Consider the following 24,685-nt stretch of genomic DNA (forward strand, 5'->3'; position numbering starts at 1 on the left):
CGCGAAAGCGCTCGCCGCCCGTTCGCTCATTTCCGAACGGGGACATTCGATGACCAATCCTCTCGCCCTCGGGCGTATCCTGCTGATGTCGACGGCGCTGCTGTCGCCTGCGGCGATCTTCGCCCAGAACGCCGCGCCCGCAACGCCGCCCGCCGCCAAGCCGGCCGGCGCTATCCCTGACGCATCGACGACCGACGACCCACAGGAACAGGTCGAGATCTCGACCACCGGCGGCGCCGGCGACGGCAGCGAGATCGTCGTGACCGGGCGCAACATCCCGAATTCGATCAAGGCGACCCCGCAGGTCATCTCGGTGCTGTCGGCAGCCGACATCGCCCGTACCGGCGACGGCGACATCGCGGGCGCGCTCCAGCGCGTCACCGGGCTCAGCGTCGTCGGCAATGGCTTCGTCTATGTCCGCGGCCTCGGCGACCGTTACTCGCTGGCGCTGCTCAACGGCCTGCCGCTGCCGAGCCCCGAGCCGCTCAAGCGCGTCATCCCGCTCGACATCTTCCCGACCAGCATCCTCGCCTCGTCGCTGGTCCAGAAGAGCTATTCGGCGAACTATCCCGGCGAGTTCGGCGGCGGCGTGATCAACCTCACCACCAAGGCGATCCCGAACGAGCCCTTCCTGTCGATCGGCGGCTCGATCTCGGGCGACACCGTGACCACCGGCAATCTCGGCTATACCTATTATGGCAGCGACTATGACTGGTTCGGCTTCGACGACGGCACCCGCGACGTGCCGAAGGGGCTGAAGAGCGCGCTGAAGAATTCGGGGACGGTCCCGATCGTCCAGGGATCGACCTACAGCGCCGCCGACCTCCAGGGCTTCGCCGCAAGCCTGCAGAACGCCGACACCACCCTGCTCCAGCGCAACCGCAACATCCCGGCCAATTTCTCGGCCGACATCAGCGCCGGCACCTCGCTTGACACCGACAGCGGCCGCATCGGTGTGCTCGCGGGCTTCGGCTTCGACAATGAATGGCGCACCCGCGACGTGCTCCAGCAGGCCTCGCTCGATCCCGATCTCGGCGGCATCCCGCAGCGCGAGTTCGAGACCGTGATCACCGAAAACCATGTCACGGTGAACGGCCTGCTCGGCTTCGGCGCCGAAGTCGAGGACCACAAGTTCCGCTGGACCAACCTGTTCATCCGCGACACCGTCAAGCAGGGCCGCCTCGCCTCGGGCTATGACCGCAGCGTCGCCGATCCGGTCGCCGGCCAGCCCGACCAGCTGATCAAGCAGAACACCTACTGGTTCGAGCGCCAGCTGATCGACACCCAGTTCGTCGGCGAGCTGCGTTTCGGCCCGGCCAGCATCGATCTGCGCGCGACCTATGCCAATTCGCAGCGCGAAAGCCCTTATGAGCGCGGCTTCAGCTATGCGTACAGCGATGTCGCCAAGGATTATGTCAACAACCTCGCCTCGGGCGGGCAGTCGGCCGATATCGCGTTCAGCAACCTCAACGAGGATGTCTATGCCGGCGGCATCGACTTCGCCTACAAGCTCGATGGCGCGATCACCGGCACCTATTCGACCGGCTATGCCTATACCAACACCAAGCGCCAGTCGACGCGCTACCAGTTCCAATATTTCCGTCCGACCGGCGCGCTGCCGTTCGCGGTGGCGCAGGAGCGGCCCGACTATCTGGTGTCGGACTATAATATCTACACCTACAACATCCAGCTGCGCGACGTGTCGGGCGCCGAAGGCGCGCGCGCCTATGACGCCGGGCTCGAGATTCACGCGGCCTATGCGCAAGGCGAAGCCGAACTCGGTGGCGGCCTCCGGCTCCAGGCCGGCGTCCGCTATGAGGACGCGGTCCAACAGGTCACGCCCGATGCCGGCAGCGGCACCAAGATCGCCAAGGGCTATTTCCTGCCCGCCGCGACGTTGACCTATAATTTCGCCGAGAACATGCAGTTCCGCGTCGCGGCGTCGAAGACGGTGGCCCGGCCGCAGTTCCGCGAGCTCGCGCGCCAGATCTACCAGGATTTCGACAGCGACCGGCAGTTCACCGGCAACCCGTTCCTGACCGACAGCCAGCTCTACAATGGCGAGGCGCGCTTCGAATATTATTTCGATCGCGGGCAGCGCGTGTCGCTGGCGGGCTTCTACAAGAAGCTCGACAATCCGATCGAGGCAGCGGCCTTCTTCGCCGGCGGCGGCGTGCTGCGCACCGGTTTCGCCAATGCGCCCGAGGCCCAGCTCTACGGCGCCGAGGTCGAACTCGAAAAGCATGTCCCGCTCGATTTCATCTCGGGCGATTTCTTCTCGACCAAGCGCCTCGTGCTGATCGCCAACTACACCTACACCAAGTCGAAGCTGAAGGTCGACGGATCGACGGTGATCGGCCCCGACCTGTCGCCGGTCGCGGCCAACACCCTGTTCCGCGACGGCGCGCCGCTCACCGGCCAGTCGGACCATATCGCCAATCTGCAGTTCAGCTTCGAGGACACCGAGCGGCTGTCGCAGATCACCTGGCTGCTCAACTATGCCAGCGAGCGCGTCACCAACCGCGGCCCGATCCAGGGCCAGGCGCGCCAGCCCGACATCACCGAAAAGCCCGGCTTCCGCCTCGACTTCGTCGCCCGTCAGGGCTTCACCCTGCTCGGCACCGAATTCGAACTCAAGGCCGAAGCCCGCAACCTCACCGGCACCGGTTACAAGGAATTCCAGAAGTCGGGCAGCAACATCGTCTACCTCAACAAATATGACATCGGCCGCAGCTTCTCGCTGGGGCTCACCGCGAACTTCTGATCCCGTCGGAAGCGCGAATGCAGGGCGGGGGACCGAAAGGTCGCCCGCCCTTTTTTTCGTTCGCACGCTCTGGATCTTGAGGGCGGCACGTTTCGATGCCCCGATGGTTACACCCATGCTCGCCGACACCATTGGCGGGCCTGAAATAACGAGGGGATCGACAATGTATTTCAACAAGATGGCCACCTGCACGGCGGCCGCGGCGCTGCTCGCCCTGGGTGCCTGCTCGGGCAAGGGCGACCAGGCCGGCGGCAACGCCGGCGGATCGACCGCGGTCCCGGCCACCCAGGAAGCCGCGATCGCTCGCATGCCCAAAGCCGGGCTGTGGAAGATGACCGTCACCGCCGCGGGCATGCCGCAGCCGATGACGATGCGCACCTGCTTCGGCGAGCCCACCCCGGGCAGCAATCCGTTCGCCCCGCCGCCGCAGCCCGGCCAGGACTGCTCGAAAAATTCGATCGTGCCGACCACGGACGGCTATACGATCGACATGGCCTGCACCGCCAACGGCATGGGCATGACGATCCAGGGCACGGTCAGCGGCGATTTCTCGACACGCTACAAGACCGAGCTGACGACGAAGATGAGCGGTCCCAACCTCCCGCCTGCCGCCCAGCAGGCGGTGAAGTCCTCGGCCGACGCCGAATATGTCGGCGCCTGCCCGGCCGGCATGAAGGTCGGCGAAACCAGGCAGGGCGCCTGAGCCTGCGAGGCCCGACCGCTCTCACGAGCGGCCGGGCCTCCATTCTCGAAGATTCGCCTACAGGTCGAGCTTGTCCTTGAGCGCATCGATTTGTTTCGATGCATCGGCCTTGCTGAGATCCGCCGGTGGCGGTTCGACCCCGGCCTCTTCGGACAAGGTCGTCAGATAGGATTCCTGCGCACCCGTCATCGGATCGCCCCCCGATACCCAGTTGTCGGGGTCCTTTTCGGTGTTCGAGCCGGGATGCTCGTCGAGCTTCGGATTATGCGGGGTCTCGCTCATGTTCGCCTCATATGTTCTTGTTATGTTCCAACCCTGCAGCGGCGATCGGGTTCCCGTTGCGACCGACGAAAATGGACATGCGACCGAAGCGCGCGCGCAGCGTTGAGCCTGTCCCGCACGCGCCGCACGCGCATCTTTCACAGGCGAAGGACCGACATGACGCTGACTGAATCTGGTCCCGCTCCGATCGCCCTTCTTCGCAAGGCGATCGACGCATGACTGCGGCCCTTCCCGAAGCCGCCGAAGCCGGCGCGATCGTCGATCCGCAGGAGGCCGCCGAACAGGCGGGGCTGCTCTATGTCAGCGACACCCAGCGCGGCATCAGCCGCCACAAGCGCGGCAAGAATTTCAGCTATCGTCTGCCCAACGGCAAGCCCGTGACCGACCCGAAAGCGCTCGCCCGCATCCGCAAGCTCGCGATCCCGCCGGCTTATGCCGACGTCTGGATCTGTCCGAGCGCGCGCGGCCATATCCAGGCGACCGGCCGCGACGCCAAGGGCCGCAAACAATATCGCTATCACGAGACCTTTCGCGCGGTCCGCGACAGCACCAAATATGAGCATATGCTCGACTTCGCCGCGGCGCTGCCGGCGATCCGCAGGAGCGTCGACGCGCATATGGCGCTGAAGGGTCTGCCCCGCGAGAAGGTGCTGGCGACCGTCGTGCGCCTGCTCGAAACGACCATGATCCGCGTCGGCAACGAGGATTATGCCAAAGCGAACAAGAGCTATGGCCTCACCACTTTGCTCGACCGCCATGTCGCGGTCGTCGGATCCGAACTGAAATTCCGCTTCAAGGGCAAGAGCGGCAAGCAGTGGCAGCTCGGCATCAAGGACCGCCGCGTCGCGAAGATCGTCAAGGCTAGCCAGGACCTGCCCGGCCAGCATCTGTTTCAATATGTCGACGATGCCGGCGAGCAGCATGAGGTGAGTTCGGGCGACATCAACGCCTATCTCAAGGAAATCTCGGGCAAGGACATCACCGCCAAGGATTTCCGGACCTGGACCGGCACCGTGCTCGCGGCGATGGCGCTCGCCGAATATGAGACCGTCGACAGCGAGGCCGCCGCGAAGAAGAACATCCGCACCGCGATCGAGTCGGTCGCCGCCCGGCTCGGCAACACCCCGACCGTCTGCCGCAAATGCTATATCCATCCCGAAATCTTCGAGAGCTATCTCGGCGATGCGCTGGTGCTCGAGGCGCGCGCTGAGGTCGAGCAGGCGCTGCGCGACGACGTCGCCGAGCTCAAGCCCGAAGAGGCGGTCGTGCTCGCTTTCCTGCAGCGGCGGCTTGCGGCCAAAGCCGCTTGATACCGGCGATCATGCCGCGCTTATGGCAAGGCCGGCGCCTGATCGGGCGGCGAACTCCCCCACCAGCGCCCGACAACCGTCACGATCTTGCCCCCGCCCGGCGCATCCTTGCGCGCGATCAGGCTGGTGAGCTGCTGGCTGGTGTCGCCGATCCGCACCCGGGTGCGGACCCAGAACAGGTCCGAGGTGAAGCCGGTGCCGACCGGGACGGTGATCTCCATCGTGGCGAGGTCGGCGGCGGTGACATAGCCCTGCCGGTCGCGCAGCGCGACGAGGCGGCGCGCCTTGAACGGATCGTTGATCAGCAGCGCGAGCATCGGCTCGCTTGCGGCGTTGAGATTGATCTTGCCGGTATAGGGCAGCGCGGTGATCAGCCCCGACAGGATCGCCATCTGCGCCGGGGTCAGCCCGGCGAGCCGCAGCGGCCTCAAATCGCTGATCGGCCCCATCGTCCGCACCAGCCCGATCGCGCGCGGCACCTCGGTCTCGGGGATCCCCGCCAGCACCGCGATCCGCCGCATCATCTCGACCGAGGTCGCGTCACCGGTCATCAGCGCGTTGATGTTGAAACGCGACTGGGCGTCGGCGATCGCCAGGTCGAAGGTGCCGCCGTCGATCGGCGCGCTGCGCTCGGCGAGCGCCGCCCAGGGTTCGGCGCGGCTGTCGGTGTCGGGGGCGACCACCCCGTCGCGGCGCAGCGCGACGATCGCCGACACCTCGCCGCCGCGCGCGACCGCCTGGGCGCGGGCCGCCTCGCGCATCTTGAGCCCGCGTTCGAGCGCGCTGTCTTCGACCGAGATCATCAGCAGCAGGATGCCGCTGGCGATCGCGACGAACAGCAGCACGTTGACCAGGATCATCCCCTGTTCGTCGTCGCGCATCGCGGGCGCTTTTCTGCTCATGGCTGCGCCGGCAGCGCGACGACCCGCCGCAGCGAACCGGTCGGCCCGGCGCCCGGCGCCAGCGCGATATCGGCGGCGATCGCGGTCGGCCATTTCTTGTCCATGTCGGGATTGGGCGGCCAATGGTCGGCCCAGCCCACCCCCGGGGCGTAGAAGCTCCAGCGCAGCGACGCGACTCCGCCGAGCAGATGCTGCGCCCCGCCCGGCAGCCCGCGCCCTTCGAGGCTGCGCGCGAGCGTCCCGCCGCCCAGCGCATAGCCGACCCGCACCGGCAGCCCGCCGACCGCCGCGACCGGCCGGTTGAAGCTCAACCGGTCGCCCTGCCCTTCGAGCGGGCCGGCGCTGATCTGTCCGAGATCATTGTCGAGCACGAACATCGCCCGCTGGATCTCGGCGAGCCGGTCGAGCCGCCCCTCGGTGCGATGCTGGATCCCGAGCAGCCCCTCGACCAGCGCCAGCCCCGCCATCGCGATCAGCGCGAACAGGGCGAGCGAGATCAGCAGTTCGACCAGGGTGAAGCCGGCTTCGTGCTGGTGCCCGCGGAAGGTCTTCCCCTTCTGCCCCTCTCCCGCTTGCGGGAGAGGCCGGGTGAGGGTCTTCTTCTGCCTTTCGCGCCTGCGACAGGAAAAGTGCAGAAGAAAAGGAAGAAGACCCTCATCCAACCTTCTCCCGCAAGCGGGAGAAGGCTCAGAAGATATTCCCCACATCATCAGGGACGAGCCGACCCGCTCAGGCACGGTCGACGGCGGTGAATCCGTCGAGCCCGGCGACGAGGATCGCCAGTTCGCGCAGCGCGGTGCCGTCGGTCTGGAAGCGGATCGGGCCGGTGACCGCGGGAAAGGCGGTGGCGGCGAGCAGCGCGGCGCGGTCGACGGTGCCGCCGCGGCGCAGCAGCTCGACGATATTGGCGGCGTCGAAGGCGAGCGTCGCGATGCTGCCGGGCGAACTGCCCGCGGCCTTGGCCTGGTAGCGGGTCGCGAAATCGCCGGCGGCGCGCGGATCGGGTCCGGCGACCCAGGCGCCGATCGCGCCGGGGGCGGGATGGTCGAGCGCCTGCTGGCTGCCGAGCAGTTGCAGATTGCTGCCCTGGATCGCGCGCGCCGCCGCCGACAGTGCGTCGCCGCCTTCGGTCACCAGCAGCGCGTCGGGCAGGTCGCCTTTTCCGGCGCGGCGCAGCGCCGCGAGCAGATCGGGGGCATCGGGCGCGACAAGTACCATCTCGAGCCCGCTACGCTGGGCCTGCGCCGCCGCGGCGCCCTGGACCGCCCAGGGCGAGCTGCCGCCGAGGATCGCGACCCGCCGCACCCCGCGGCTGCGCGCATAGCGCAGGATCGCGCTGACGCTCTGGGTGGCGGTGATGCCCATCAGGAAGGCGCCGCTGCCCGCGAGCCGCTCGTCGTTGCTCAGGCTGAGCAGCGGGAAGCCCGCGCCGACCGTCGCGATCACCGCGCTGGTCTCGGCGGCGTAGAGCGGCCCGATGATGATCCGCGCGCCGCGCTTGACCGCCTGCTTCGCCGCCGCCGCCGCGCCGTCGGCGCTGCCGCCGGTGTCGAGCACGATCAATTCGTCGGGCTTGGCACCCGCCGCTTGCGCAAGCAGCGCCGCCCGCTGCATGCTCAGCCCGATCGCGGCCGCCGGGCCGGTCAGCGGCGCGAGCAGCGCCGCCTTGACCTTCATCCGGGGCGCCGCCTTCTGCGCCGACGCCGAAGAGGATGGAAATATCGATGCCGTACCAGCCAGAAGCGCAGCCGGCAGCGCCGCCAGCAGTTGACGCCTATCCCGATTCATTGCCCGTTCCCTCGCGCTACGCGCGCAACCGGCGCATTCTCATACTCACCGGCGTCGGCGTCGCCGCCTGGCTGGCGGCGCTGGTCGCGACGATCCCGGCGCAGGTCGCGGTGCCGCTGCCCGATGCCAGCGGCACCCTGTGGCACGGAACCGCGCCGGTCGACGCCAATAACCGCATCGAATGGCGCTGGGCGCCGCTGCGCAGCCTGTTCGCCTTCGGCTTCGCGGTCGACTGGGAGGTGACCGGCCCCGGGTCGGCGCTCGCCGGCCGCGCGCTGCTGCGCCCCGGCAGCAAGCGGATCGAGGATGTCAGCGGCACCGCCGATGGCGGGCTGCTGCAGCGGGTCGGCGGCTTCAGCTTCGCCTGCGCGATGCGGCTGCAGGTCGACATCAAGGAGATCAGGCTCGGCGGCAGCGACCAGCGGCTCGAAGGCCGGGTGCGCAGCGATCCCGGCGTCTGCCAGGCCGCCGGCGGCGCGCCCGCGGTCGCGGTCCCCGCGCTCGCGCTCGACCTGCAGCAGACCGACGGCATGGCGGTGATCAACCTCGCCGCCGCCGGCCAGACGCGCCAGCCGCTGCTCGTCGGCGGACTGAATCCGGCCGGCCATCTGAGCCTGATGACCACCGAGCAGGGCGCCGCGGTGCTGCCCTTCGCGGTGCCGGGCAGCGGCATGAAGATCGAGACGGATCTGTAGAAAATCCTCCCTACGCGAAGCGTGGGGAGGGGGACCATCCGCAGGATGGTGGAGGGGTTTGCGCGACATGGATAGCGCGGCCCACGGCTGCCGCGCAGCCGGCTTCGCGCTTTCGCCATGCCCCCGGCATGGCGACGCGCTACGCCCCCTCCACCACCTTCGGCGGTCCCCCTCCCCAAATCTGCGATTTAGGGAGGATCTGGGAAGCCCGCCCCCCATCACATCCCGACGATATTGTTGAGGTTGATGATCGGCAGCAGGATCGCCAGCACCATCAGCAGCACCAGCCCACCCATCATCAGCAGCACCGCCGGTTCGACCAGCGACACCAGCATCGACGCCATCGCCTCGAGCTCGCGTTCGAGTTCGGCGGCGGCGCGGCCGAGCGCGGGGCCGAGCTGGCCGCCATTCTCGCCGCTCGCGACGATCGCGACCAGCATCGACGGGAAGATCCCCGAGGCGGTCATCGCCGCCTGCAGGCTCGATCCCTCGCGCACCCGCTGGGCGATGCCGAGCGCCTCCTCGCGGATATAGCGGTTGGGGGTGACCGCGGCGGCGGCCGACAGCGCGTCGACCAGCGGCACCGAACTCTGCACCAGCGTCGCGAGGCTGCCCGCGAAGCGCGCGGCATTATATTGGCGGCTGAACCGCGCGATCGGCGGGGTGGTCGCCAGCGCATGGTCGACCCGCAGCCGGTTGGCCGGCACCCGCACCCAGCGCGACCAGGCGAAGCCCGCGACCAGCAGCGCGACCAGCATGGCGAGGCCATAATGCTGGAGGATGTCCGAGATCAGGATCAGCGCGCGGGTCAGGAAGGGCAAGGCCGCGCCGCGCGACACGAACACCTTCACGATGTCGGGGACGACATAGATCATCAACAGCGCCATCATCCCGAACGACACCACCCCGAGCAGCGCCGGATAGAGCAACGCGAGCTGGACCTTTTGCTGGTTGCGGTGGCGGCTCTCGACGAAGTCGGCGAGATGCTCGAGCACCTGCGCCAGCCGCCCCGCCTGCTCGCCCGCCGCGACCGACGCCCGGTAGAATTCGGGGAAGGTGCCGGGGTGGCGGCGCAACGCCGCGGCGAAGCTGTGACCGTCGAGGATCGCGCCGCGCAGGTCGAGCAGCAGCGACCGCATCGCCTGGCCGTCGGCCTGGTCGGCGACGATCTTGAGCGCATGCTCGATATTGACGTCGCTGGTCACCAGCGTCGCGATCTGCCGGGTCACCGTCGACAGGGCGCGCGGGCTGATCTTGCGCCGCTTGAGCCGGTCGCCGAGCGACTGCCCCGTCGCCGCATCGCCCGCGATCTCGACCTGGGTCGGCAGCAGGTCGCGGTCGCGCAGCAGCCGCCGCGCGGCGGCCGCGCTCGACGCTTCGACGACGCCGCGGCTGGCGGCGCCGCTGGCGTCGACCGCGCGATAGGCGAAGGCCGGCATCAGGCCTCGTCCCGCACCACGCGCGCGACTTCCTCGACCGAGGTCAGCCCCGCGCGCAGCTTGGCGATGCCGTCGTCGAGCAGGCTGGGCCCGGCCTCGCGCGCCGCAGCGGTCAACGCCGCCTCGGAGGCGCCGTCATGGATCAGCCCGCGCAGCCGGTCGTCGGCGACCACCACCTCGTAGAGGCCGAGCCGCCCGCGATAGCCCTCGCCATGGCAATGTTCGCAGCCGCGCGACCGCCAGATCTTCTTGCCCGCCTTGAGCGCGCGGCCGAGCAGGATCGAATCGGTCTCGGTCGCGCGGTCCTGCCAGCGGCAATGCTCGCACAATCTGCGCACCAGCCGCTGGGCGATCAGCCCGACCACCATCGGCGCGAGCAGATAGCGCTCGACCCCCATGTCGATCAGCCGGGTCACCGATCCGATCGCGCTGTTGGTGTGGAGCGTCGACAGCACGAAATGGCCGGTCATCGACGATCGCACCGCGACCTCCGCGGTCTCCTGGTCGCGGATTTCGCCGACCATGATCACGTCGGGGTCCTGGCGAAGGATCGCGCGCAGGCCGCGCGCGAAGGTCAGCCCGGTCTTGCTGTTGACCTGGGTCTGGCCGATCCCGCTCAGCTCATATTCGATCGGGTCCTCGACCGTCATGATGTTGCGCTTGCGGTCGTTGAGATAGGTCAGCGCGGTGTAGAGGGTGGTGGTCTTGCCCGATCCGGTCGGGCCGGTGACCAGCACCATGCCGTTGGGCCGCTCGATCAGGGTGCGGAACGCGTCGATGTCGCGCTCGCTCATCCCCAGCGACGCCATATCGAGCCCGGCCGAGCCGCGGTCGAGCAGGCGCATCACCACCCGCTCGCCATGCTGGGTCGGGATCGTCGAGACACGCACGTCGATGTCGTAGCCACCGACCCGCAGGGTGACGCGACCGTCCTGCGGCAGGCGCTTCTCGGCGATGTCGAGCCGCGCCATCACCTTGATCCGGCTGACCAGCAGCGGCGCCAGCGCGCGCTTGGGCTCGACGACGTCGCGCAGCACCCCGTCGATGCGGAGGCGGACGATCAGCCTTTTTTCCTGGGTCTCGACATGGATGTCCGAGGCCCCGTCCTTGACCGCCTGGAGCAGCAGCGCGTTGATCAGCCGGATCACCGGGCTGTCGTCGCGGCTGTCGAGCAGGTCGTCGACCGCCGCCGCGCTGTCGGCGAGCGCGGCCAGGTCGTCGGTCTCGGACAGATCCATCGTGCCCGCGGCGGTGTCGCGATAATCGGCGGCGATCGCCGCGTCGAAGCTCGCCTCGTCGACGGGGTCGAAGCGGATCGCCGGGCCGTGGACCCGCTGCATCTCGAGCAGCGCCTCGATCCCGGCGCCGGGGCGGTGAAGGCAATGGATCATGCCGTCCACGCCCTCGCGCAGCAGCACCCCGCCGCGCCGCGCGAAACCATAGGCCAGCCGCGGCGCGCTCATGACGCCACCGTCAGGTCGGCCGACACCACGCCCGTCGCCGGACGGCGATCGAGCCGCATCTTGACCACTCTGAGGTTGCTCGACTGCTCGAATGCGGCGATCCAGCGCAGCAATCCGTCATAGGACGCATCGACCACCGCCACCCGGACAGTGGCGCCGTCGGGGGTCACCATCGGCGAAATTCCATATTGCGCCCCGCTGCTTGCCAGGATCGTCGCGGGTGGCCCTTTCGCCTGCTGCGGCACGCTCGACAGGCTCCCCGCCATCCGCAATCGATTGCTCAGACTCTCATATGTGCGGATTTTCGCACTTGCCTCGGCACGGGCCGTCTGGAGCGGGCCGACGACGAAGACCGCGAGCAGCCAGACGAGCAGGATCGCGCCGAGTCCGGCGAGCAGAAGCTGCTCGCGCCGGCTGCGCCCCTGCCAGAATATGAGCGCCTGCTGGCGGCCGCGCTCGGCGGTCGGGAACTGGCGGGCGAGGTCGAAGGCCATCAGCGTGCGGTCCCCTGGCGAACGATGAGAGTCGAACCGTCGAGCCGCGCGGCGAGCCCGGCATTGCGCACCGCGCTGGCCAGCCCCCGCGCCGCCTCGGGATCGGCGGCGTCGAGGTCGAAGGCGAGGCTGGCGTCGGCATCGTCATAGCGGATCGCGCGGACGGCGACGGTGGCGCCGAACGGCGCGATCGCCTGCGAGGCGCGCACCAGCAGCGGCATCATCCGTCCCGGGACCGCGACTTGGCCGGTCGGCAGGCGATCGGCGGCGATCGCCGCGGCCTCCTGCGGATCGGTGCCGCCATAGGCGCCGGGCGCGACCTGCGCGAGCAGGCTGGTCATCTCGGCGCCGCGCTTGGCCGCGATCGAGCGCAGCGCGACGGTGTCGGCCGCGGCGATCGCGCCATGGGCGAGCAGCCCGGCCGCCGCGACGATGGCGGCGCGGCGCGCGGCCGACGAAATCCCCTGGCGCGGCCGGGCGAAGGCGCCCTGGCGCAGGTCGAGCGCGATCGCGCCGGCATCGATCTGGTCGACCTCGTCGCATGGCGGCTTGCCCGCCACCGCCCACAGCGCCGGGAAGGCCGTGGTCGCGGTCGCGAAGCCCGCGCCGTCGGGGGTGCGGGCGAGACAGCGATCGGGCCCGTCGCGATAGACGGTCCAGCGGCCCGCGGCCGGGATCGGCAGCGCCAGCGCGTCGGGAACGATCGCGGCGTCGGGAATACCCGCCTCTTCGGCCGCCAGGATCCATTCGACCATCCGCGCCGGATCGACCACGCCGGCGAGATGGACGCCGTCGCCCACCGCGATCCCCAGTGCGAGATGCATCGTTTCGGGACGGTCGACGATGCGATCCTCGATCGCGAAGGGCAGCGCCTCGATCCGCTTGCGCTGGGTCGGCAGCGGCAGCGGCACCGCGAGCAGCAACAAGTGTTCGGACGGCACCAGCAGCAGATCGCGCGGCGCGCCCGGTGTTCCGGCCACGGTATCGACCGCGACCACGCCACTGTTGCGCAACATCCACTGGATGCCCGCGTCGTTCGCAGCCCATATATTTTTCAGCCGCGCGAACGATGATCTCATGCTAGGCGACTGTAACATGCTTTTCATGGAAAGACCTCATAGCGCGCCCATGATCATAGTTTCGCAACAATTTCATGACGAGCCCGAAGTTCGCTCCGAACTTCGCCGCCCCTGCGCGGCCAGCGACCGCGAGGCCGGCCTCACCCTGATCGAGATGATCGTGGTGCTGGCGATCATCGCGATCGTCGCGGTGATGATCGTCCCCAACGTCATCGGCCGCCCCGACGAGGCGCGCGTCACCACGACCAAGAGCAACCTGCGCACCATCTCCGCGGCGCTCAAGATGTACCGGCTCGACAATGGCGATTATCCGACCACCGAACAGGGGCTGGTCGCGCTGGCGAAGAAGCCGACCACCGAACCCGTGCCGCGCAACTGGTCGGGCGAGGGCTATCTCGCCGAGACCCCGGTCGACGCCTGGGGCCATCCCTATATATATAAGAGCCCTGGGGCAGCGGGCGGATTCGACCTGATGAGCTATGGCAAGGACGGCAAGCCCGGCGGCGAGGGCGTCGATGCGGATCTGAGCGACCGCACCCCCTGATGCGCGTTCAGGGGGCCGAGTTGGGGATGACCCTGGTCGAGATGATCGTGGTGCTCGCGATCATCGCGATCATGGCCGGGGCGACCGTGCTCGGCATGGGCGCCGCCACCCGCGGCCCGAGCGTCGAGGCCGAGGCGCGCCGCCTCGCCACCCGCCTGCAATCGGCCGCCGACGAGGCGATGGTCGACGAATATCCGCTGGCGCTGACCTGGGACAAGCACAGCTATGGCTTCCTCCACTGGGACGGCCGCGCCTGGCAGCCCGGCGAGGACGAGGGCCATGCCAGCCACAGCCTGCCCGCCGGCATGACGATCGACATGGGCAAGGCGACCCCGCCGATGCTGGTCGGGGTCGAGGGCAGCGGCATCCCGGCGATCGTCACCCTCAACGCGCCGCAGGATCGCTGGGTCATCGTCTATGACGGGCTCACCGTGTCGCCGGTGCCGGCGCCCCTGACATGATCGCCTCCCATCACCCCATATCGCCCGCCGAGGACGGCTTCACGCTGATCGAGGCGCTGGTCGCGCTGCTGGTGCTGGCGATCGCCTCGGCCGGGCTGATCCGCGCCGCCGAGGCGCATGTCGATTCGATCCGCAACCTCGAACGGCGCGCCGGCGCGCAGCTCGTCGCCCAGAACCGGCTGGTCGAACTCGCGCTCCCCGGCCAGCCGCCGGCGCCCGACACTGTCGAGATGCTCGGCGAACGCTGGACGGTGAAGACCAGCGAGCGGGCGACCGACGACCCCGATCTGCGCGCGCTGACGGTGTCGGTGTTCGGCGAGGGCGAGACCACCGCTTTGGTCTCGCTCGACGGCTTCCGCGATCTCGGGACGACGACGCGATGACCCCGCGCCAGGCCGACCGCGCGGTCGACATCTTCACGCTGCTCGTGATCGGATCGGTCGGCATCGCGCTGGCCGGGCTGACCTGGCGGCTCGCGGGCACGCGCTCGGTCCAGACCCCGCCGATGCCGGCGGCCGCGGCGCCGATGACGGTCGCGGTCGATGTCGGGCCCGCGCTGACCCTCGCCCCGTTCGGGCGGGTGAGCGGCGATTCGGCGCAACCGACCAGCCTGCCGCTGCAGCTGCGCGGCGTCATGCTCGCGGTGCCCCGCGCGGCGTCGTCGGCGATGATCTCGGCCCCCGGCGGCGCGCCGGTCACCTATATCGTCGGCCAGGCGGTGCCCGGTGGCGCGACCGTCGAGACGATCGAGCTCGACCGGGTGCTGCTCCGCGTCAACGGCCGGCTCGAACGGCTCGACCTCCAGAGCGTCTCGGTCGCGAGCGCCTCCCCCGCGCCCTCGACCGCATCGTCGATGCCCCCGCCCCCGCCGAGCGGCGTGCCCGCGACCGGACCGTCCGACGGATCGGGCATCCAGGCGATGCAGCCGATCGTCGCCGCGCCCCCGCCGCCACCTGGCCCGGGTGCGGGACCCAGCGCCGGCAATGTGCTACCGACCCTGCTCGAGGGCCTCGGCGCCACCCCCTCGCCCGAAGGCTATCGGGTCGGGGTCGAAGCCACCGCCAACAGCCGGCGCGCCGGCTTCGAGCCCGGCGACCTGATCGAACGGATCAACGGCTATCCCGCCAGCGCGGTCGCCAACAACCGCCAGCTGATGGCGGCGGCCGCGGCGACCGGATCGGTCCAGGTCGACGTCCGCCGCGGCGACCGGCGCGTCTCTCTCACCATCCCCTTGCGATGAGGAATTTCCCCGTGCGTATCCCCGCGCCCAGCCGTTTGCGGCCTGCCCTGACCGCCCTGATGGCGGCTTCGCTGCTGAGCGCGCCGATCGGCGCCCAGGTCGGCGCGCCGCAAGCCGCCGACGTCGTCGTCAACATGCGCGCGGTCGACATCTCCGACGTCGCCGAGCAGATCTCGCGGATCACCGGCCGCACCCTGATCCTCGATCCCGGGGTCAAGGGCGTGGTCAACGTCACCTCGGCGGAACCGCTGTCGGTCGACGGGGTGTGGGACCTGTTCCAGTCGGTGCTGCGGGTCCATGGCTTCGCCGCGGTCAAGTCGGGCCGCGCCTGGCGGATCATCCCGCAGGCGTCGGCGGTGCGCGACGCCGGCACCGGCGGCCGGCTCAACGGCCAGGACGTCACCACCCGGATGGTGCGGCTCTACAATGTCTCGGGCGAGCAGGCGGCGCGGGTGTTCCGCCCGCTGGTCGCGCAGTTCGGCAGCATCGAATCGCTGCCGACCCCGAACGCGATCGTGATCACCGACTATGCCGAGAATGTCCGACGGATCGAACAGCTCGCCCGCCAGCTCGACAGCGGCGGCGGCGCCAGCTTCGACAGCATCTCGCTGCGCTTCGCCAATGCCCGCGACGTCGCCGCGGCGATCGCCGGGGTGATGGGCGACGGCACCGCCACCGGCGGCCCGCGGGTGATCGCCGACGAGCGCAGCAACATCGTGCTGGTGCGCGGCCAGCCCAATCTGGTCGCCGAGGCGCGGCGGCTCGCCAAGACGATCGACCAGCCCGGCGCCGGCGTTCCGATCACCCGGATGATCCGCCTCAACAATGGCGACGCCGAGGCGGTGACCGAGGTGCTGCGCGGAATCATGGGCGAGCAGTCGAGCGTCTCCAACCCGGCGGCGCGCGCGGTCGCGGGCGGCCGGGCACGGCTCAACCGCGGCAGCGGCACCGGTAGCGGCAGCGTCGGCATGACCGGCCTGGGATCGACCCCGTCCACCCTGGGCGGCAGCAGCAGCGACACCGCAGCGGCGGCCGGCGCAGCGCTCGGCGGCCTGTCGGGCAGCACCGGCAGCAGCAGTTCGAGCGGTGGTGGCGCCAAAGGTTTCTCGACCGAGGACCTGACCGTCCAGCCGGCGCCCGAGCTCAACGCGATCGTGCTGCGCGGCACCCCGGCGGCGATCAAGTCTATCGAGCCGCTGATCGCCGATCTCGACGTGCGGCGCCCGCAGGTGCTGATCGAGGCGGCGATCGTCGAGATCAGCGGCGACCAGGCCGAACAGCTCGGCATCCAGCTCGGCATCGGCGCCGCCGCGCTCGACCGCGCGAGCGGCGGCGCGACCTCGTTCAGCAATCTCGGCCTGCCGCTCTCGACGATCCTCGCGGCGATCGGCGCGCCGGCGGCGGGCGCGGTGCTGCCCAACGGCGCCTCGGCCAATATCCGGATCGGCGACAATTTCAGCATCCTCGTCCAGGCGCTCGGCCAGTCGACCCGCGCCAACCTGCTGTCGACGCCGAGCCTGACCACGCTCGACAATGAACCCGCCGAGATCGTCGTCGGCCAGAATGTCCCGTTCCGCACCGGCAGTTTCGCGACCGACGGCAACACGGTGAACCCCTTCACCACGATCGAGCGCCAGGATGTCGGCCTGACGCTGCGGGTCGTGCCGCGCATCCATGAGGGCAATGTCGTCCGGCTCGAGGTCGCGCAGGAGGTGTCGTCGCTGGTCGATGCGGTGACCGGCGCCGCCGACCTGATCACCAACCGCCGCAGCATCCAGACGACGGTGCTCGCCGACGACGGCCAGACGATCGTGCTCGGCGGGCTGATCACCGACGACCGCATCCGCAGCCGCAGCCAGGTGCCGGTGCTCGGCGACATCCCGATCGCAGGCGAGCTGTTCCGGTCGCGCAAGGAAAGCCAGGTCAAGCGGACGCTGTTCGTGTTCCTGAAACCGACCATCCTGCGCGACCGCGCGGCGGCGGCGGCGGCGACCGAGGCCAAATATGCCCGGGTCCGCTACGACGAATCGATGCTCGGCAAGGGCCCGCCACTGCTGCTCGAACCGCCCCAGGCGCGGCTGCCGCTCGAGATCAACGGGGTCTATTGATCGCGGCGCCTGTTCCAAGGACCGCAAATCCCTACCCGTTCGTGTCGAGCGAAGTCGAGACACCTCACGGTGGTGGAGCGTGTCTCGACTTCGCTCGACACGAACGGAAATGGGGTGTCAGGGATTTCCCCCGTCAATATTAGACGCGCGCCTATACGCCCGGTGGGATAACCTGAACCTTGGCATAGGCTGTCCCATTCTCGACAGCGTGCCGCCGCTTTCCGTATAAAGATCATGTCGGCAGCGTAGGTCGACCGATCGCGGCGAAGAGGCGGCCGGACAACGAAGTCCGCACCGTCCCGGCACCCCGGACGAATGCACGCCCGACGCTGCGTCGGGCGTCACCCGAAACACATCATCGCCATCCGCCGCCCGGCTTCGCCGGCGCATCGCCCATGCCCGCTTGCGGGCAGGTCGTCGCCGCGCCGGCAACGGCGGACCGGATCTTCACAGCCATGTCAATGAAGAGGAGGAATATATGTCCAGGAACATCGTGATCATCGGTTCGGGTTTCGCCGGAATGATGGCGGCGCTGGGCGCGTCGCGCCTGCGCCATGACAAGGGCGTTTCGCCGGACGAGCTGACGATCACCGTCGTGTCGCCCGCACCGGAGATGGTGATCCGCCCGCGGCTCTACGAACCCCATCCCGAGCAGATGGTCGCCCCGCTCGGCGCCCTGTTCGCCGCGACCGACATCAACCATGTCCAGGGCAGCGTCGAGACGATCGACAGCGCCGCGTCAACGATCGGCGTGGTCGCGGCCGACGGCAGCCGGATCAGCCTGGCCTATGACCGGCTCATCCTCGCGGCGGGCAGCGACGGTTTCGCACCGCCGATCCCGGGCCTGGCCGAGTTCGGCTTCGCCGGCACCCAGCTCGCCGAGGCGGTCGCGCTCGATCGCCACCTCCATGCGCTCGCGGAGCAGCCGGCCTCGGCAGCGCGCAACACGGTGGTGGTCGGCGGCGCCGGCTTCACCGGGCTCGAATTCGCGACCGAGCTGCCCGCGCGCCTGCGCGGCATATTGGGCGACGATGCCGGCATCCGCGTCGTCATCGTCGATCGCTCCGAATATGTGGCGCCGGCGATGGGCGCCGAACCCCGCCCGTTCATCGAGGCGCGGCTGCGCGACCTGGGCATCGAGACCCGGCTGAACGTCGGTATCGCCGCGCTCGACCGCGACGGCGCGACGCTCGGCGATGGCGAGCGGATCGAGGCCTCGACGGTGATCTGGTCGGCCGGCATGCGCGCGTCACCGCTGACCGCGCAACTGCCGGCCGAGCGCGACAATCTCGGCCGGATCGTGGTCGAGGCCGATCTGCGCGTGCCCGGTGCGCCCGCGATCTTCGCGACCGGCGATACCGCCAAGGCGCGGACCGATGCGGCCGGGAACTACGCCCCGATGTCGTGCCAGCATGCGCGCCGGCTCGGCGCCTTTGCCGGGCACAATGCCGCGGCCGACCTGCTCGGCGAAGCCACGCTGCCCTATGACCAGCCGGTCTATGTGACCTGCCTCGACCTCGGCCCCGACGCGGCGGTCTTCACCCGCGGCTGGGACTCGCAGGTCAAGATCACCGGCGCCGACGCCAAGGCGGTCAAGAAGGAGATCAACGAGGTCTGGATCTACCCGCCGGCCGCCGATCGCCTGGCGGCTTACGAAAATGTCCTCGCCGCGCGCACCGTCGACTTCTGACGACAGCCGGCCGCGGCGAACCGGATGATGGCGAGGCGATGGGCCCGCCATCATCCGGGCGGGGGAACGACTGCCATTTCCACGATGGAAGGAGCGTCCGATGTTTCTCGATGATCAGAACTGGTCGCATGGCGACACGATCGAAGCGGTACCGGTCTGCGAACCGCAAACTCTCCCCGACTGCCCTGCCCGCAGCGCGGCGCCGAGGCGGCCCTTGCTCACCGTGCTCGAACAGAGCGTCGTCGCGCTGTCGCTGTTCGACCACCCTGCCAGCATCGATGCGCCCGGCAGGGTCGTGCGGTTGCTGAGCTGGATCGGGGGGAGCCGTTCGCCCAACCAGCTCGCCGACGACCGGCTCGAGGCGCTGCGGCGCTATTGCATCCTGCTCCGCGAGAGCGATGCGGCGCCCACGGCCGACGAATATGACAGGGTCCGGGCGGCGTGCTTTTCCGAAGCCGCGCTCCAGGAAGCAGGCGCGCTGGTCGCGCGCGCGCGGCGGCGGTGATGGCCGGTCGCTCGCCGTACGCAAAGCGGACCCGGCTGCCGGTCGCGGTGATCGCGCGCCGGGTCGGCGGCACCGCGCTGGGCGGTGGCATCCTCGCCGCGATGTTCGGCTGGCTCGCACAATATCTTGGCGATGCGCTGTTCGCCTTGATAGTGACGCTGATGCTGTCGATCACGATGGCGCCGTGGCTGGTACCGGCCGATGGTCGGCAGCGCCGATAGACGGCCTTCGGGCGGGGCGGTCGCCAGCAACGATATCAGGGGGAACCGAGGATGAGCAGCAGCGCCACGACCGAGGAAACGCCCCTCATCCTGATCGCCGACGACGATGAGGAGGTGCGGCTGGCGATCGAGGAGCTGATGCTGTCGGTCGGGATGGAAGCGCGCGGCTTCGGATCGACCCGCGACCTGATCGAATCGCCCTTGCTGCAGCGGGCATCGTGCCTCGTCCTCGACGTGCGGATGCCCGGATCGAGCGGCCTCGACCTGCAGCAGCGGCTGACCGCCGCGGGAATATCGCGGCCGATCGTCTTCCTGACCGGACATGGCGACATCCCGATGTCGGTGCAGGCGATGAAGGCCGGCGCGATCGATTTCCTGACCAAGCCGGTCCGCGACCAGACCCTGATCGACGCGGTCGTCGCCGGGGTCGAGCGCGACGCCCGGCAGCGCGCGGATGCGCAGATCGTCCAGCAGCATGTCGACCGCTTCGCGTCGCTGACCCCGCGCGAGAGCCAGGTCATGCGCGAAGTCGCGCGCGGCCGCCTCAACAAGCAGATCGCCTTCGACCTCGGCATCGCCGAGATCACCGTCAAGCTCCACCGCAGCAACGTCATGAAGAAGATGCAGGCGGCGACGGTCGGCGAGCTGATCCGGGCGTGGGAGATATTGCCGGCGGAGCTGCGGCAGGCACCGGGGAGCTGATGGGCGGATGCACGCAACCGGATGAGCCCTGCCAATCCTCCCTGAACCACAGGTTGGGGGAGGGGGACCAGCGAAGCTGGTGGAGGGGCTTTCCGACCTCGACGCCATCGCGATCGGCGAGGTTCTGCACTGCCCCTCCACCAGCTTCGCTGGTCCCCCTCCCCAGCTCTGCTGGGGAGGATCTTGAGCGGCAGCCACCCACCCCGAGCCTAGACCTTGGTATGGTTACATGGCCCCGGTTATTGGCCGACACCGGCATGGGGGGCCGAAGGCCGCCGCCATATGAGGATCGAGCCGCTTGTCCCATGTTCCCGTCATAGCGATCGTGGATGACGACGAGGCGATCCGCGACGCCCTGTCCGACCTGCTGAGTTTCGAAGGCTTTGCCTGCTATTCGTTCGAACAGGCATCGGCGTTCCTCGCCGAGATCGGGCGGACGCCGTTCGACTGCCTGATCACCGACATGCGCATGCCGGGGATGAGCGGGCTCGAGCTGCTCGAGCATCTGCGCGAGCGCGGATCGGATCTGCCGGCAATCGTGCTGACCTCGGTGGTCGACGAACATAGCCGCGCGCGGTCGCTGGCGCTCGGCGCGCGCGCCTGGCTCGGCAAGCCGGTCGCCGACAAGGTGCTGCTGAGCGAGCTGATCCGGGCGATCGGGGACAGGGACGCCGATCGCCCCGAAGGATCGGCGGAATGACGCCGGGCGCAGCCGACGCCGGGGCGGTGAACACCGACCTGCATATCGCCGACCTCTCGTCGGAAAGCGTCGTCATCTTCGACAAGACCGGCAAGGTCGAATATTGGAACGCCGCCTCCGAGGCGCTCTATGGCTGGCCGGCGCTCAGCATGATCGGCGGAACGATCGAATCGATATCGAAAGCCGCCGGGTCGAAAGCGACCGTTGACGATGACGATCATTGGCCGTTGCTGCTGCGCGAGGGGACCTGGCAGGGGCAGGTCAGCCGGCGCAGCTTCTTCGGCCATGTCATCGTCGACATCCGCCAATATGTCCGCTTCCGCAGCGACGGCACCCCGCGCGACATCGTCGAATATGGACGGCGCGCGCTCGCGGACGGCGAGCAGCCGGGCACCGACTGGCATATTCCCGACCGCCTGATGGCGGCGAGCTGGGAGATCGACATCGCCGGTGCGCGGCCATTGATCGCCGCGCTGGCGCAGGACGGGGCTGCCGGCGCCGGCGAGAATCCGGCGGCACGCGACGCGCGGCTGCACGCGCTGGTCCAGGCCTGCCGGGTGATCGAGGTCAACGACCGGGTCGTGCGGCTCGTCGGCGGCAATCGCGGCCGGGCGGTGATGATCGGCCAGTCAGTCGCGACATTCTGGCCGGTCGAGAGCCGGGCGATCCTGGGCGATCTGATCGTCGAGGCGGTCGTCGCCGCCACGCCGGACACCACCCATCGGCGGCAGCTCGCCTCCGACGGGATATTGCGCGATCCGGTGGTGACCTTGTGGCTGGCCGACCGGCCCGACCGGATCTTCGTGGCGGTCAACGGCACCGCCGACGACGACCGCTCCTATCTGTTCCTGCGGGCCAGCGAGGCGCGCTACCGCAAGCTGGTCCATTATATGCCGACCGCGCTGCTGCAGGTCGATGCGAGCCATATGGGCAAGATCTACGCGGGGCTGCGGGCCGACGGCGTCGAGGATTTCGGCGCCTATCTCGACGATCATCCCGAACTGATCGACCTGGCCGCCACGACCGTCGCGGTGACCGATGCCAATCGCCGGGCGGTCGAGCTGTTCGGGGGGGACAGCGCGCTCGATCTGATCCGGCCGGTCGGCTATCTGTTCCTCGCCAATCGCGCGACCTTGCGCAACGTGATGGTCGGCCGCTCCAACGGCCAGGCCAGCCATAGCGAGCTGACCAAGGTGCAGACCTTCGACGGCCGGATCCTCGACGTGCAACTGTCGGTCACCTATCCGATCCCGCCGGCCGAGCTGGACATCACGATCTTCAGCCTCGAGGACGTGACCGCGCGGGTGCAGATGGAGACCCAGCTCCGCCAGCTGCAGGCCGATTTCACCCATGCCGCGCGCATCTCGACGCTGGGCGAACTGACGACCTCAATCGCGCACGAGGTCAACCAGCCGCTCGCCGCGATCCTCACCAACGCCGAAACCAGCCTGCGCTGGCTCGGCCGCGAGGAGCCCAACCTCCCCAAGGTCCGGGAGCTGACGACGCGCATCGCCGCGAGCGCCAACCGCGCCAACGACATCGTCCAGCGGATCCGCGGCATGGCCGCCAAGCATCAGCCCGAACAGACCGCGCTCGACCTCAACGCGGTGGTGCAGGAGGCGATGCTGTTCCTGCGCCACGAGATCGAGACCCGCAGCATCCGGATCACCACCGCCTTCGCCCGCGACCTGCCCCGGGCGATCGGCGACCGCATCCAGTTGCAGCAGGTCGTCGTCAACCTGCTGATCAACAGCATCCAGGCGCTCGAGGCCGCGAACGTCGCCGAGAACGCGATCATCCTCGAGACCGGCTGCGACGCCGGCGGCGTGCTGCATTTCGCGATCCGTGACACCGGCCCCGGCATCGCCGCCGCCGATCTCGACCGGGTGTTCGAGGGATTCTTCACCACCAAGGAGGGTGGGCTGGGCATCGGCCTGGGCATCTGCCAGTCGATCATCATCGCCCATGGCGGCTGCATCACCGCGGCCAATCCCGCCGGTGGCGGCGCCGAATTCCGCTTCACCCTGCCGCCGCGGGATGCGGCGTAGGCTGGCGTCATGGCGACGGCCGGAAGGCCTGCGGCTCTCTTATTCGGATAGCTTCTTCTGAAGCCTTCTCCCGCCTGCGGGAGAAGGTTTGGATGAGGGTCTTCTTCTTTCTCGCGGCGCAAGAAGAAGAAGAAGAAGAAGAAGAAGAAGAAGAAGACCCTCACCCGGCCTCTCCCGCAAAGAGCGGGAGAGGGGCAGAAGAGGCGCCCTCGCGGCCAAGTTAGCGCCTGCGGGAGCACATCCGGGGTGACGGGCAAGGGGTACTTTGCGCGCAGAGCAGACCTCGAATGTGCGCGTCCAATCGGCCGCCACCGCCATCCGCATTCAGCATGACAGGACCTATACCCCTGTATGGGGCATCCCATCCCGCGGCCCAAATCGACCGCGCACCGCCCTCCCCCTAGCCTTCATGACGTCGCGATGGAGCGGCGATCAGGAGGATGGACAGATGAAGCTCGACACTATTGCGCAGCCCGGTGGATCGGGTTCCCAGGAGCTGGTTCCGTCGCGCTACGCGCTGCGGGTCGGCGAGATCGACGTGCTGGTGGTCAGCGACGGCGTGCTGCCGCTGCCGACCGAGACGATGGCGACCAATGCCGATCCGGCGGTGCGCGCCGCCTGGCTCGAGGGCATGTTCCTGCCGCCCGACGCGTTCGACTGGCCGCTCAACGTGCTGGTGGTGCGCACCGGCGACCGGGTCATCCTGGTCGATACCGGGCTGGGCGGGCAGTTTCCCGGCTTCCCGCGCGCCGGACAATTTCCCCAGCGGCTCGCCGCCGCGGGCATCGAACTCGGAGCGATCACCGACGTGGTGCTGACCCATATGCATATGGACCATGTCGGCGGGCTGCTCGTCGACGATGTGCACAAGCGGCTGCGCCCCGACCTGCGGATCCATGTTTCCGCCACCGAGGTCGATTTCTGGGCCGCGCCCGATTTCTCGCACACCGAAATGCCGTCGCCGGTGCCCGACGTGCTGCGCGCGACCGCGACGCAGTTCATCGAGCTGTATCGCAGCCAGCTGCAGACGTTCGACGAGGAATATGAGGTCGCGCCCGGGGTGCTCGTCTGGCGGACCGGCGGCCACACGCCGGGGCACAGCGTGGTCCGCCTGACCTCGGGCGGCGAGCGGCTGACCTTCGCCGGCGACGCGATCTTCCCGGTCGGCTTCGACCATCCCGACTGGCACAACGGCTTCGAACATGATCCCGAAGAGTCGGTCCGGGTCCGCGTCCGCCTGCTCCAGGATGCCGCGACCACCGGCGAGCTGCTCGTCGCCACGCATCTGCCCTTCCCGTCGGTCGGCCGGGTGGCCGCGGACGGCGACGGCTTCCGCTGGGTTGCGGGCTTCTGGGACTATTGATCGGGACCGAACAGGCGCGCGCCGATGGGCTCCATGGGCGCGCGTCCCGGTTGTGGCCTCCAAGCGAAGTGACCGCTCAACGAAATACAGGCGACCACCTATCCTTCGTCATCCTGATGAAAATCAGGATCCAGATCCGCAACGCTGTGTTTCCAGCCGGATGGTCACGAATTGATCCTCCGCG

At 69.0% G+C, this 24,685-nt stretch carries 25 protein-coding genes; 17 read left to right on the top strand and 8 right to left on the bottom strand.

The genetic code is table 11. From position 1 onward, the window contains the following. Nucleotides 1-49: 49 nt before the first annotated feature. Both AC1RM6_RS19700 and AC1RM6_RS19705 read left to right on the top strand, forming a co-directional pair. Nucleotides 50-2,764: a TonB-dependent receptor domain-containing protein gene (locus AC1RM6_RS19700; protein ID WP_493104336.1), complete on the top strand. Its 2,715-nt coding sequence runs from the start codon at nt 50-52 to the stop codon at nt 2,762-2,764. A 163-nt stretch (nt 2,765-2,927) separates the two neighbouring features. After that, nucleotides 2,928-3,467, top strand: coding sequence for a DUF3617 domain-containing protein (locus AC1RM6_RS19705; RefSeq protein WP_493104338.1), 540 nt, complete (start codon nt 2,928-2,930; stop codon nt 3,465-3,467). Nucleotides 3,468-3,524: 57 nt separating this feature from the next. Here AC1RM6_RS19705 and AC1RM6_RS19710 read toward each other — a convergent pair whose 3' ends face one another. Continuing rightward, entirely contained in the window at nt 3,525-3,749 is a 225-nt protein-coding gene (locus tag AC1RM6_RS19710) for a DUF3072 domain-containing protein (RefSeq protein ID WP_493104340.1), read from the bottom strand. Nucleotides 3,750-3,964: 215 nt separating this feature from the next. Here AC1RM6_RS19710 and AC1RM6_RS19715 point away from each other — a divergent pair, with 215 nt between their 5' ends. Then, nucleotides 3,965-5,059, top strand: a complete 1,095-nt coding sequence (locus AC1RM6_RS19715) for a DNA topoisomerase IB (protein WP_493104342.1) — start codon at nt 3,965-3,967, stop codon at nt 5,057-5,059. A 20-nt stretch (nt 5,060-5,079) separates the two neighbouring features. Here the strand turns inward: AC1RM6_RS19715 and AC1RM6_RS19720 are convergent, their stop codons facing one another. The 3 genes from AC1RM6_RS19720 to AC1RM6_RS19730 all read right to left on the bottom strand — a co-directional run bounded on the left by AC1RM6_RS19720 (nt 5,080) and on the right by AC1RM6_RS19730 (nt 7,638). Then, nucleotides 5,080-5,961: a type II secretion system minor pseudopilin gene (locus AC1RM6_RS19720; protein ID WP_493104344.1), complete on the bottom strand. Its 882-nt coding sequence runs from the start codon at nt 5,959-5,961 to the stop codon at nt 5,080-5,082. Beyond that, nucleotides 5,958-6,623 (bottom strand): prepilin-type N-terminal cleavage/methylation domain-containing protein, encoded by a 666-nt coding sequence (locus AC1RM6_RS19725; RefSeq protein WP_493104346.1) that lies wholly within the window; start codon nt 6,621-6,623, stop codon nt 5,958-5,960. Before AC1RM6_RS19725 ends, AC1RM6_RS19720 begins: the two co-directional genes overlap by 4 nt. Before the next feature lie 67 nt (nt 6,624-6,690). Continuing rightward, the gene (locus AC1RM6_RS19730; protein WP_493104348.1) at nt 6,691-7,638 is read right to left on the bottom strand and encodes an ABC transporter substrate-binding protein; all 948 of its coding nucleotides are present in this window, start codon (nt 7,636-7,638) and stop codon (nt 6,691-6,693) included. A gap of 47 nt (nt 7,639-7,685) precedes the next feature. Here AC1RM6_RS19730 and gspN point away from each other — a divergent pair, with 47 nt between their 5' ends. After that, complete coding sequence (gene gspN / locus AC1RM6_RS19735) at nt 7,686-8,444, top strand: type II secretion system protein N (protein WP_493104350.1); 759 nt, start codon at nt 7,686-7,688, stop codon at nt 8,442-8,444. 218 nt (nt 8,445-8,662) lie between these two features. On the opposite strand, the gene gspF is transcribed toward gspN, so the two are convergent. The 4 genes from gspF to gspL are packed head-to-tail and all read right to left on the bottom strand — an operon-like array spanning nt 8,663 to nt 12,856. Beyond that, complete coding sequence (gspF, locus tag AC1RM6_RS19740) at nt 8,663-9,883, bottom strand: type II secretion system inner membrane protein GspF (RefSeq protein ID WP_493104352.1); 1,221 nt, start codon at nt 9,881-9,883, stop codon at nt 8,663-8,665. Then, a complete protein-coding gene (gene gspE, locus AC1RM6_RS19745; protein WP_493104354.1) occupies nt 9,883-11,346 on the bottom strand; it encodes a type II secretion system ATPase GspE in 1,464 nt (487 codons plus the stop codon). Before gspE ends, gspF begins: the two co-directional genes overlap by 1 nt. Further along, the gene (locus AC1RM6_RS19750; protein ID WP_493104356.1) at nt 11,343-11,840 is read right to left on the bottom strand and encodes a type II secretion system protein M; all 498 of its coding nucleotides are present in this window, start codon (nt 11,838-11,840) and stop codon (nt 11,343-11,345) included. The genes gspE and AC1RM6_RS19750 overlap by 4 nt, the downstream gene beginning before the upstream one ends. Beyond that, nucleotides 11,840-12,856: a type II secretion system protein GspL gene (gene gspL / locus AC1RM6_RS19755; protein ID WP_493104358.1), complete on the bottom strand. Its 1,017-nt coding sequence runs from the start codon at nt 12,854-12,856 to the stop codon at nt 11,840-11,842. The genes AC1RM6_RS19750 and gspL overlap by 1 nt, the downstream gene beginning before the upstream one ends. 112 nt (nt 12,857-12,968) lie before the next feature. On the opposite strand from gspL, the gene gspG reads away from it, so the two are divergent. The 13 genes from gspG to AC1RM6_RS19820 all read left to right on the top strand — a co-directional run bounded on the left by gspG (nt 12,969) and on the right by AC1RM6_RS19820 (nt 24,501). Further along, complete coding sequence (gene gspG, locus AC1RM6_RS19760; RefSeq protein ID WP_493104360.1) at nt 12,969-13,463, top strand: type II secretion system major pseudopilin GspG; 495 nt, start codon at nt 12,969-12,971, stop codon at nt 13,461-13,463. After that, entirely contained in the window at nt 13,463-13,924 is a 462-nt protein-coding gene (locus AC1RM6_RS19765) for a prepilin-type N-terminal cleavage/methylation domain-containing protein (protein ID WP_493104362.1), read from the top strand. The genes gspG and AC1RM6_RS19765 overlap by 1 nt, the downstream gene beginning before the upstream one ends. After that, nucleotides 13,921-14,307 (top strand): type II secretion system minor pseudopilin GspI, encoded by a 387-nt coding sequence (gene gspI / locus AC1RM6_RS19770; RefSeq protein ID WP_493104364.1) that lies wholly within the window; start codon nt 13,921-13,923, stop codon nt 14,305-14,307. Before AC1RM6_RS19765 ends, gspI begins: the two co-directional genes overlap by 4 nt. After that, the gene (locus tag AC1RM6_RS19775; protein WP_493104366.1) at nt 14,304-15,164 is read left to right on the top strand and encodes a type II secretion system protein N; all 861 of its coding nucleotides are present in this window, start codon (nt 14,304-14,306) and stop codon (nt 15,162-15,164) included. The genes gspI and AC1RM6_RS19775 overlap by 4 nt, the downstream gene beginning before the upstream one ends. 59 nt (nt 15,165-15,223) lie before the next feature. Next, entirely contained in the window at nt 15,224-17,272 is a 2,049-nt protein-coding gene (gene gspD, locus AC1RM6_RS19780; RefSeq protein WP_493104367.1) for a type II secretion system secretin GspD, read from the top strand. Between the two features lie 478 nt (nt 17,273-17,750). Then, nucleotides 17,751-18,962, top strand: a complete 1,212-nt coding sequence (locus AC1RM6_RS19785) for an NAD(P)/FAD-dependent oxidoreductase (protein ID WP_493104369.1) — start codon at nt 17,751-17,753, stop codon at nt 18,960-18,962. 100 nt (nt 18,963-19,062) lie between these two features. Continuing rightward, nucleotides 19,063-19,467, top strand: coding sequence for a hypothetical protein (locus AC1RM6_RS19790; RefSeq protein WP_493104371.1), 405 nt, complete (start codon nt 19,063-19,065; stop codon nt 19,465-19,467). After that, entirely contained in the window at nt 19,467-19,688 is a 222-nt protein-coding gene (locus tag AC1RM6_RS19795) for a hypothetical protein (RefSeq protein WP_493104372.1), read from the top strand. Before AC1RM6_RS19790 ends, AC1RM6_RS19795 begins: the two co-directional genes overlap by 1 nt. Before the next feature lie 51 nt (nt 19,689-19,739). Then, on the top strand, nt 19,740-20,390 hold the full coding sequence (locus AC1RM6_RS19800) for a response regulator transcription factor (RefSeq protein WP_493104374.1): 651 nt from the start codon (nt 19,740-19,742) through the stop codon (nt 20,388-20,390). A 298-nt stretch (nt 20,391-20,688) separates the two neighbouring features. After that, nucleotides 20,689-21,090, top strand: coding sequence for a response regulator transcription factor (locus AC1RM6_RS19805; protein WP_493104376.1), 402 nt, complete (start codon nt 20,689-20,691; stop codon nt 21,088-21,090). Beyond that, on the top strand, nt 21,087-23,138 hold the full coding sequence (locus AC1RM6_RS19810) for a PAS domain-containing sensor histidine kinase (protein WP_493104378.1): 2,052 nt from the start codon (nt 21,087-21,089) through the stop codon (nt 23,136-23,138). The genes AC1RM6_RS19805 and AC1RM6_RS19810 overlap by 4 nt, the downstream gene beginning before the upstream one ends. A gap of 92 nt (nt 23,139-23,230) precedes the next feature. After that, entirely contained in the window at nt 23,231-23,362 is a 132-nt protein-coding gene (locus AC1RM6_RS19815) for a hypothetical protein (RefSeq protein ID WP_493104380.1), read from the top strand. Between the two features lie 224 nt (nt 23,363-23,586). After that, nucleotides 23,587-24,501, top strand: coding sequence for an MBL fold metallo-hydrolase (locus tag AC1RM6_RS19820; protein ID WP_493104382.1), 915 nt, complete (start codon nt 23,587-23,589; stop codon nt 24,499-24,501). Nucleotides 24,502-24,685: the final 184 nt, after the last annotated feature.

The sequence above is a fragment of the Rhizorhabdus sp. GW822-FHT03C02 genome, assembly GCF_058801765.1.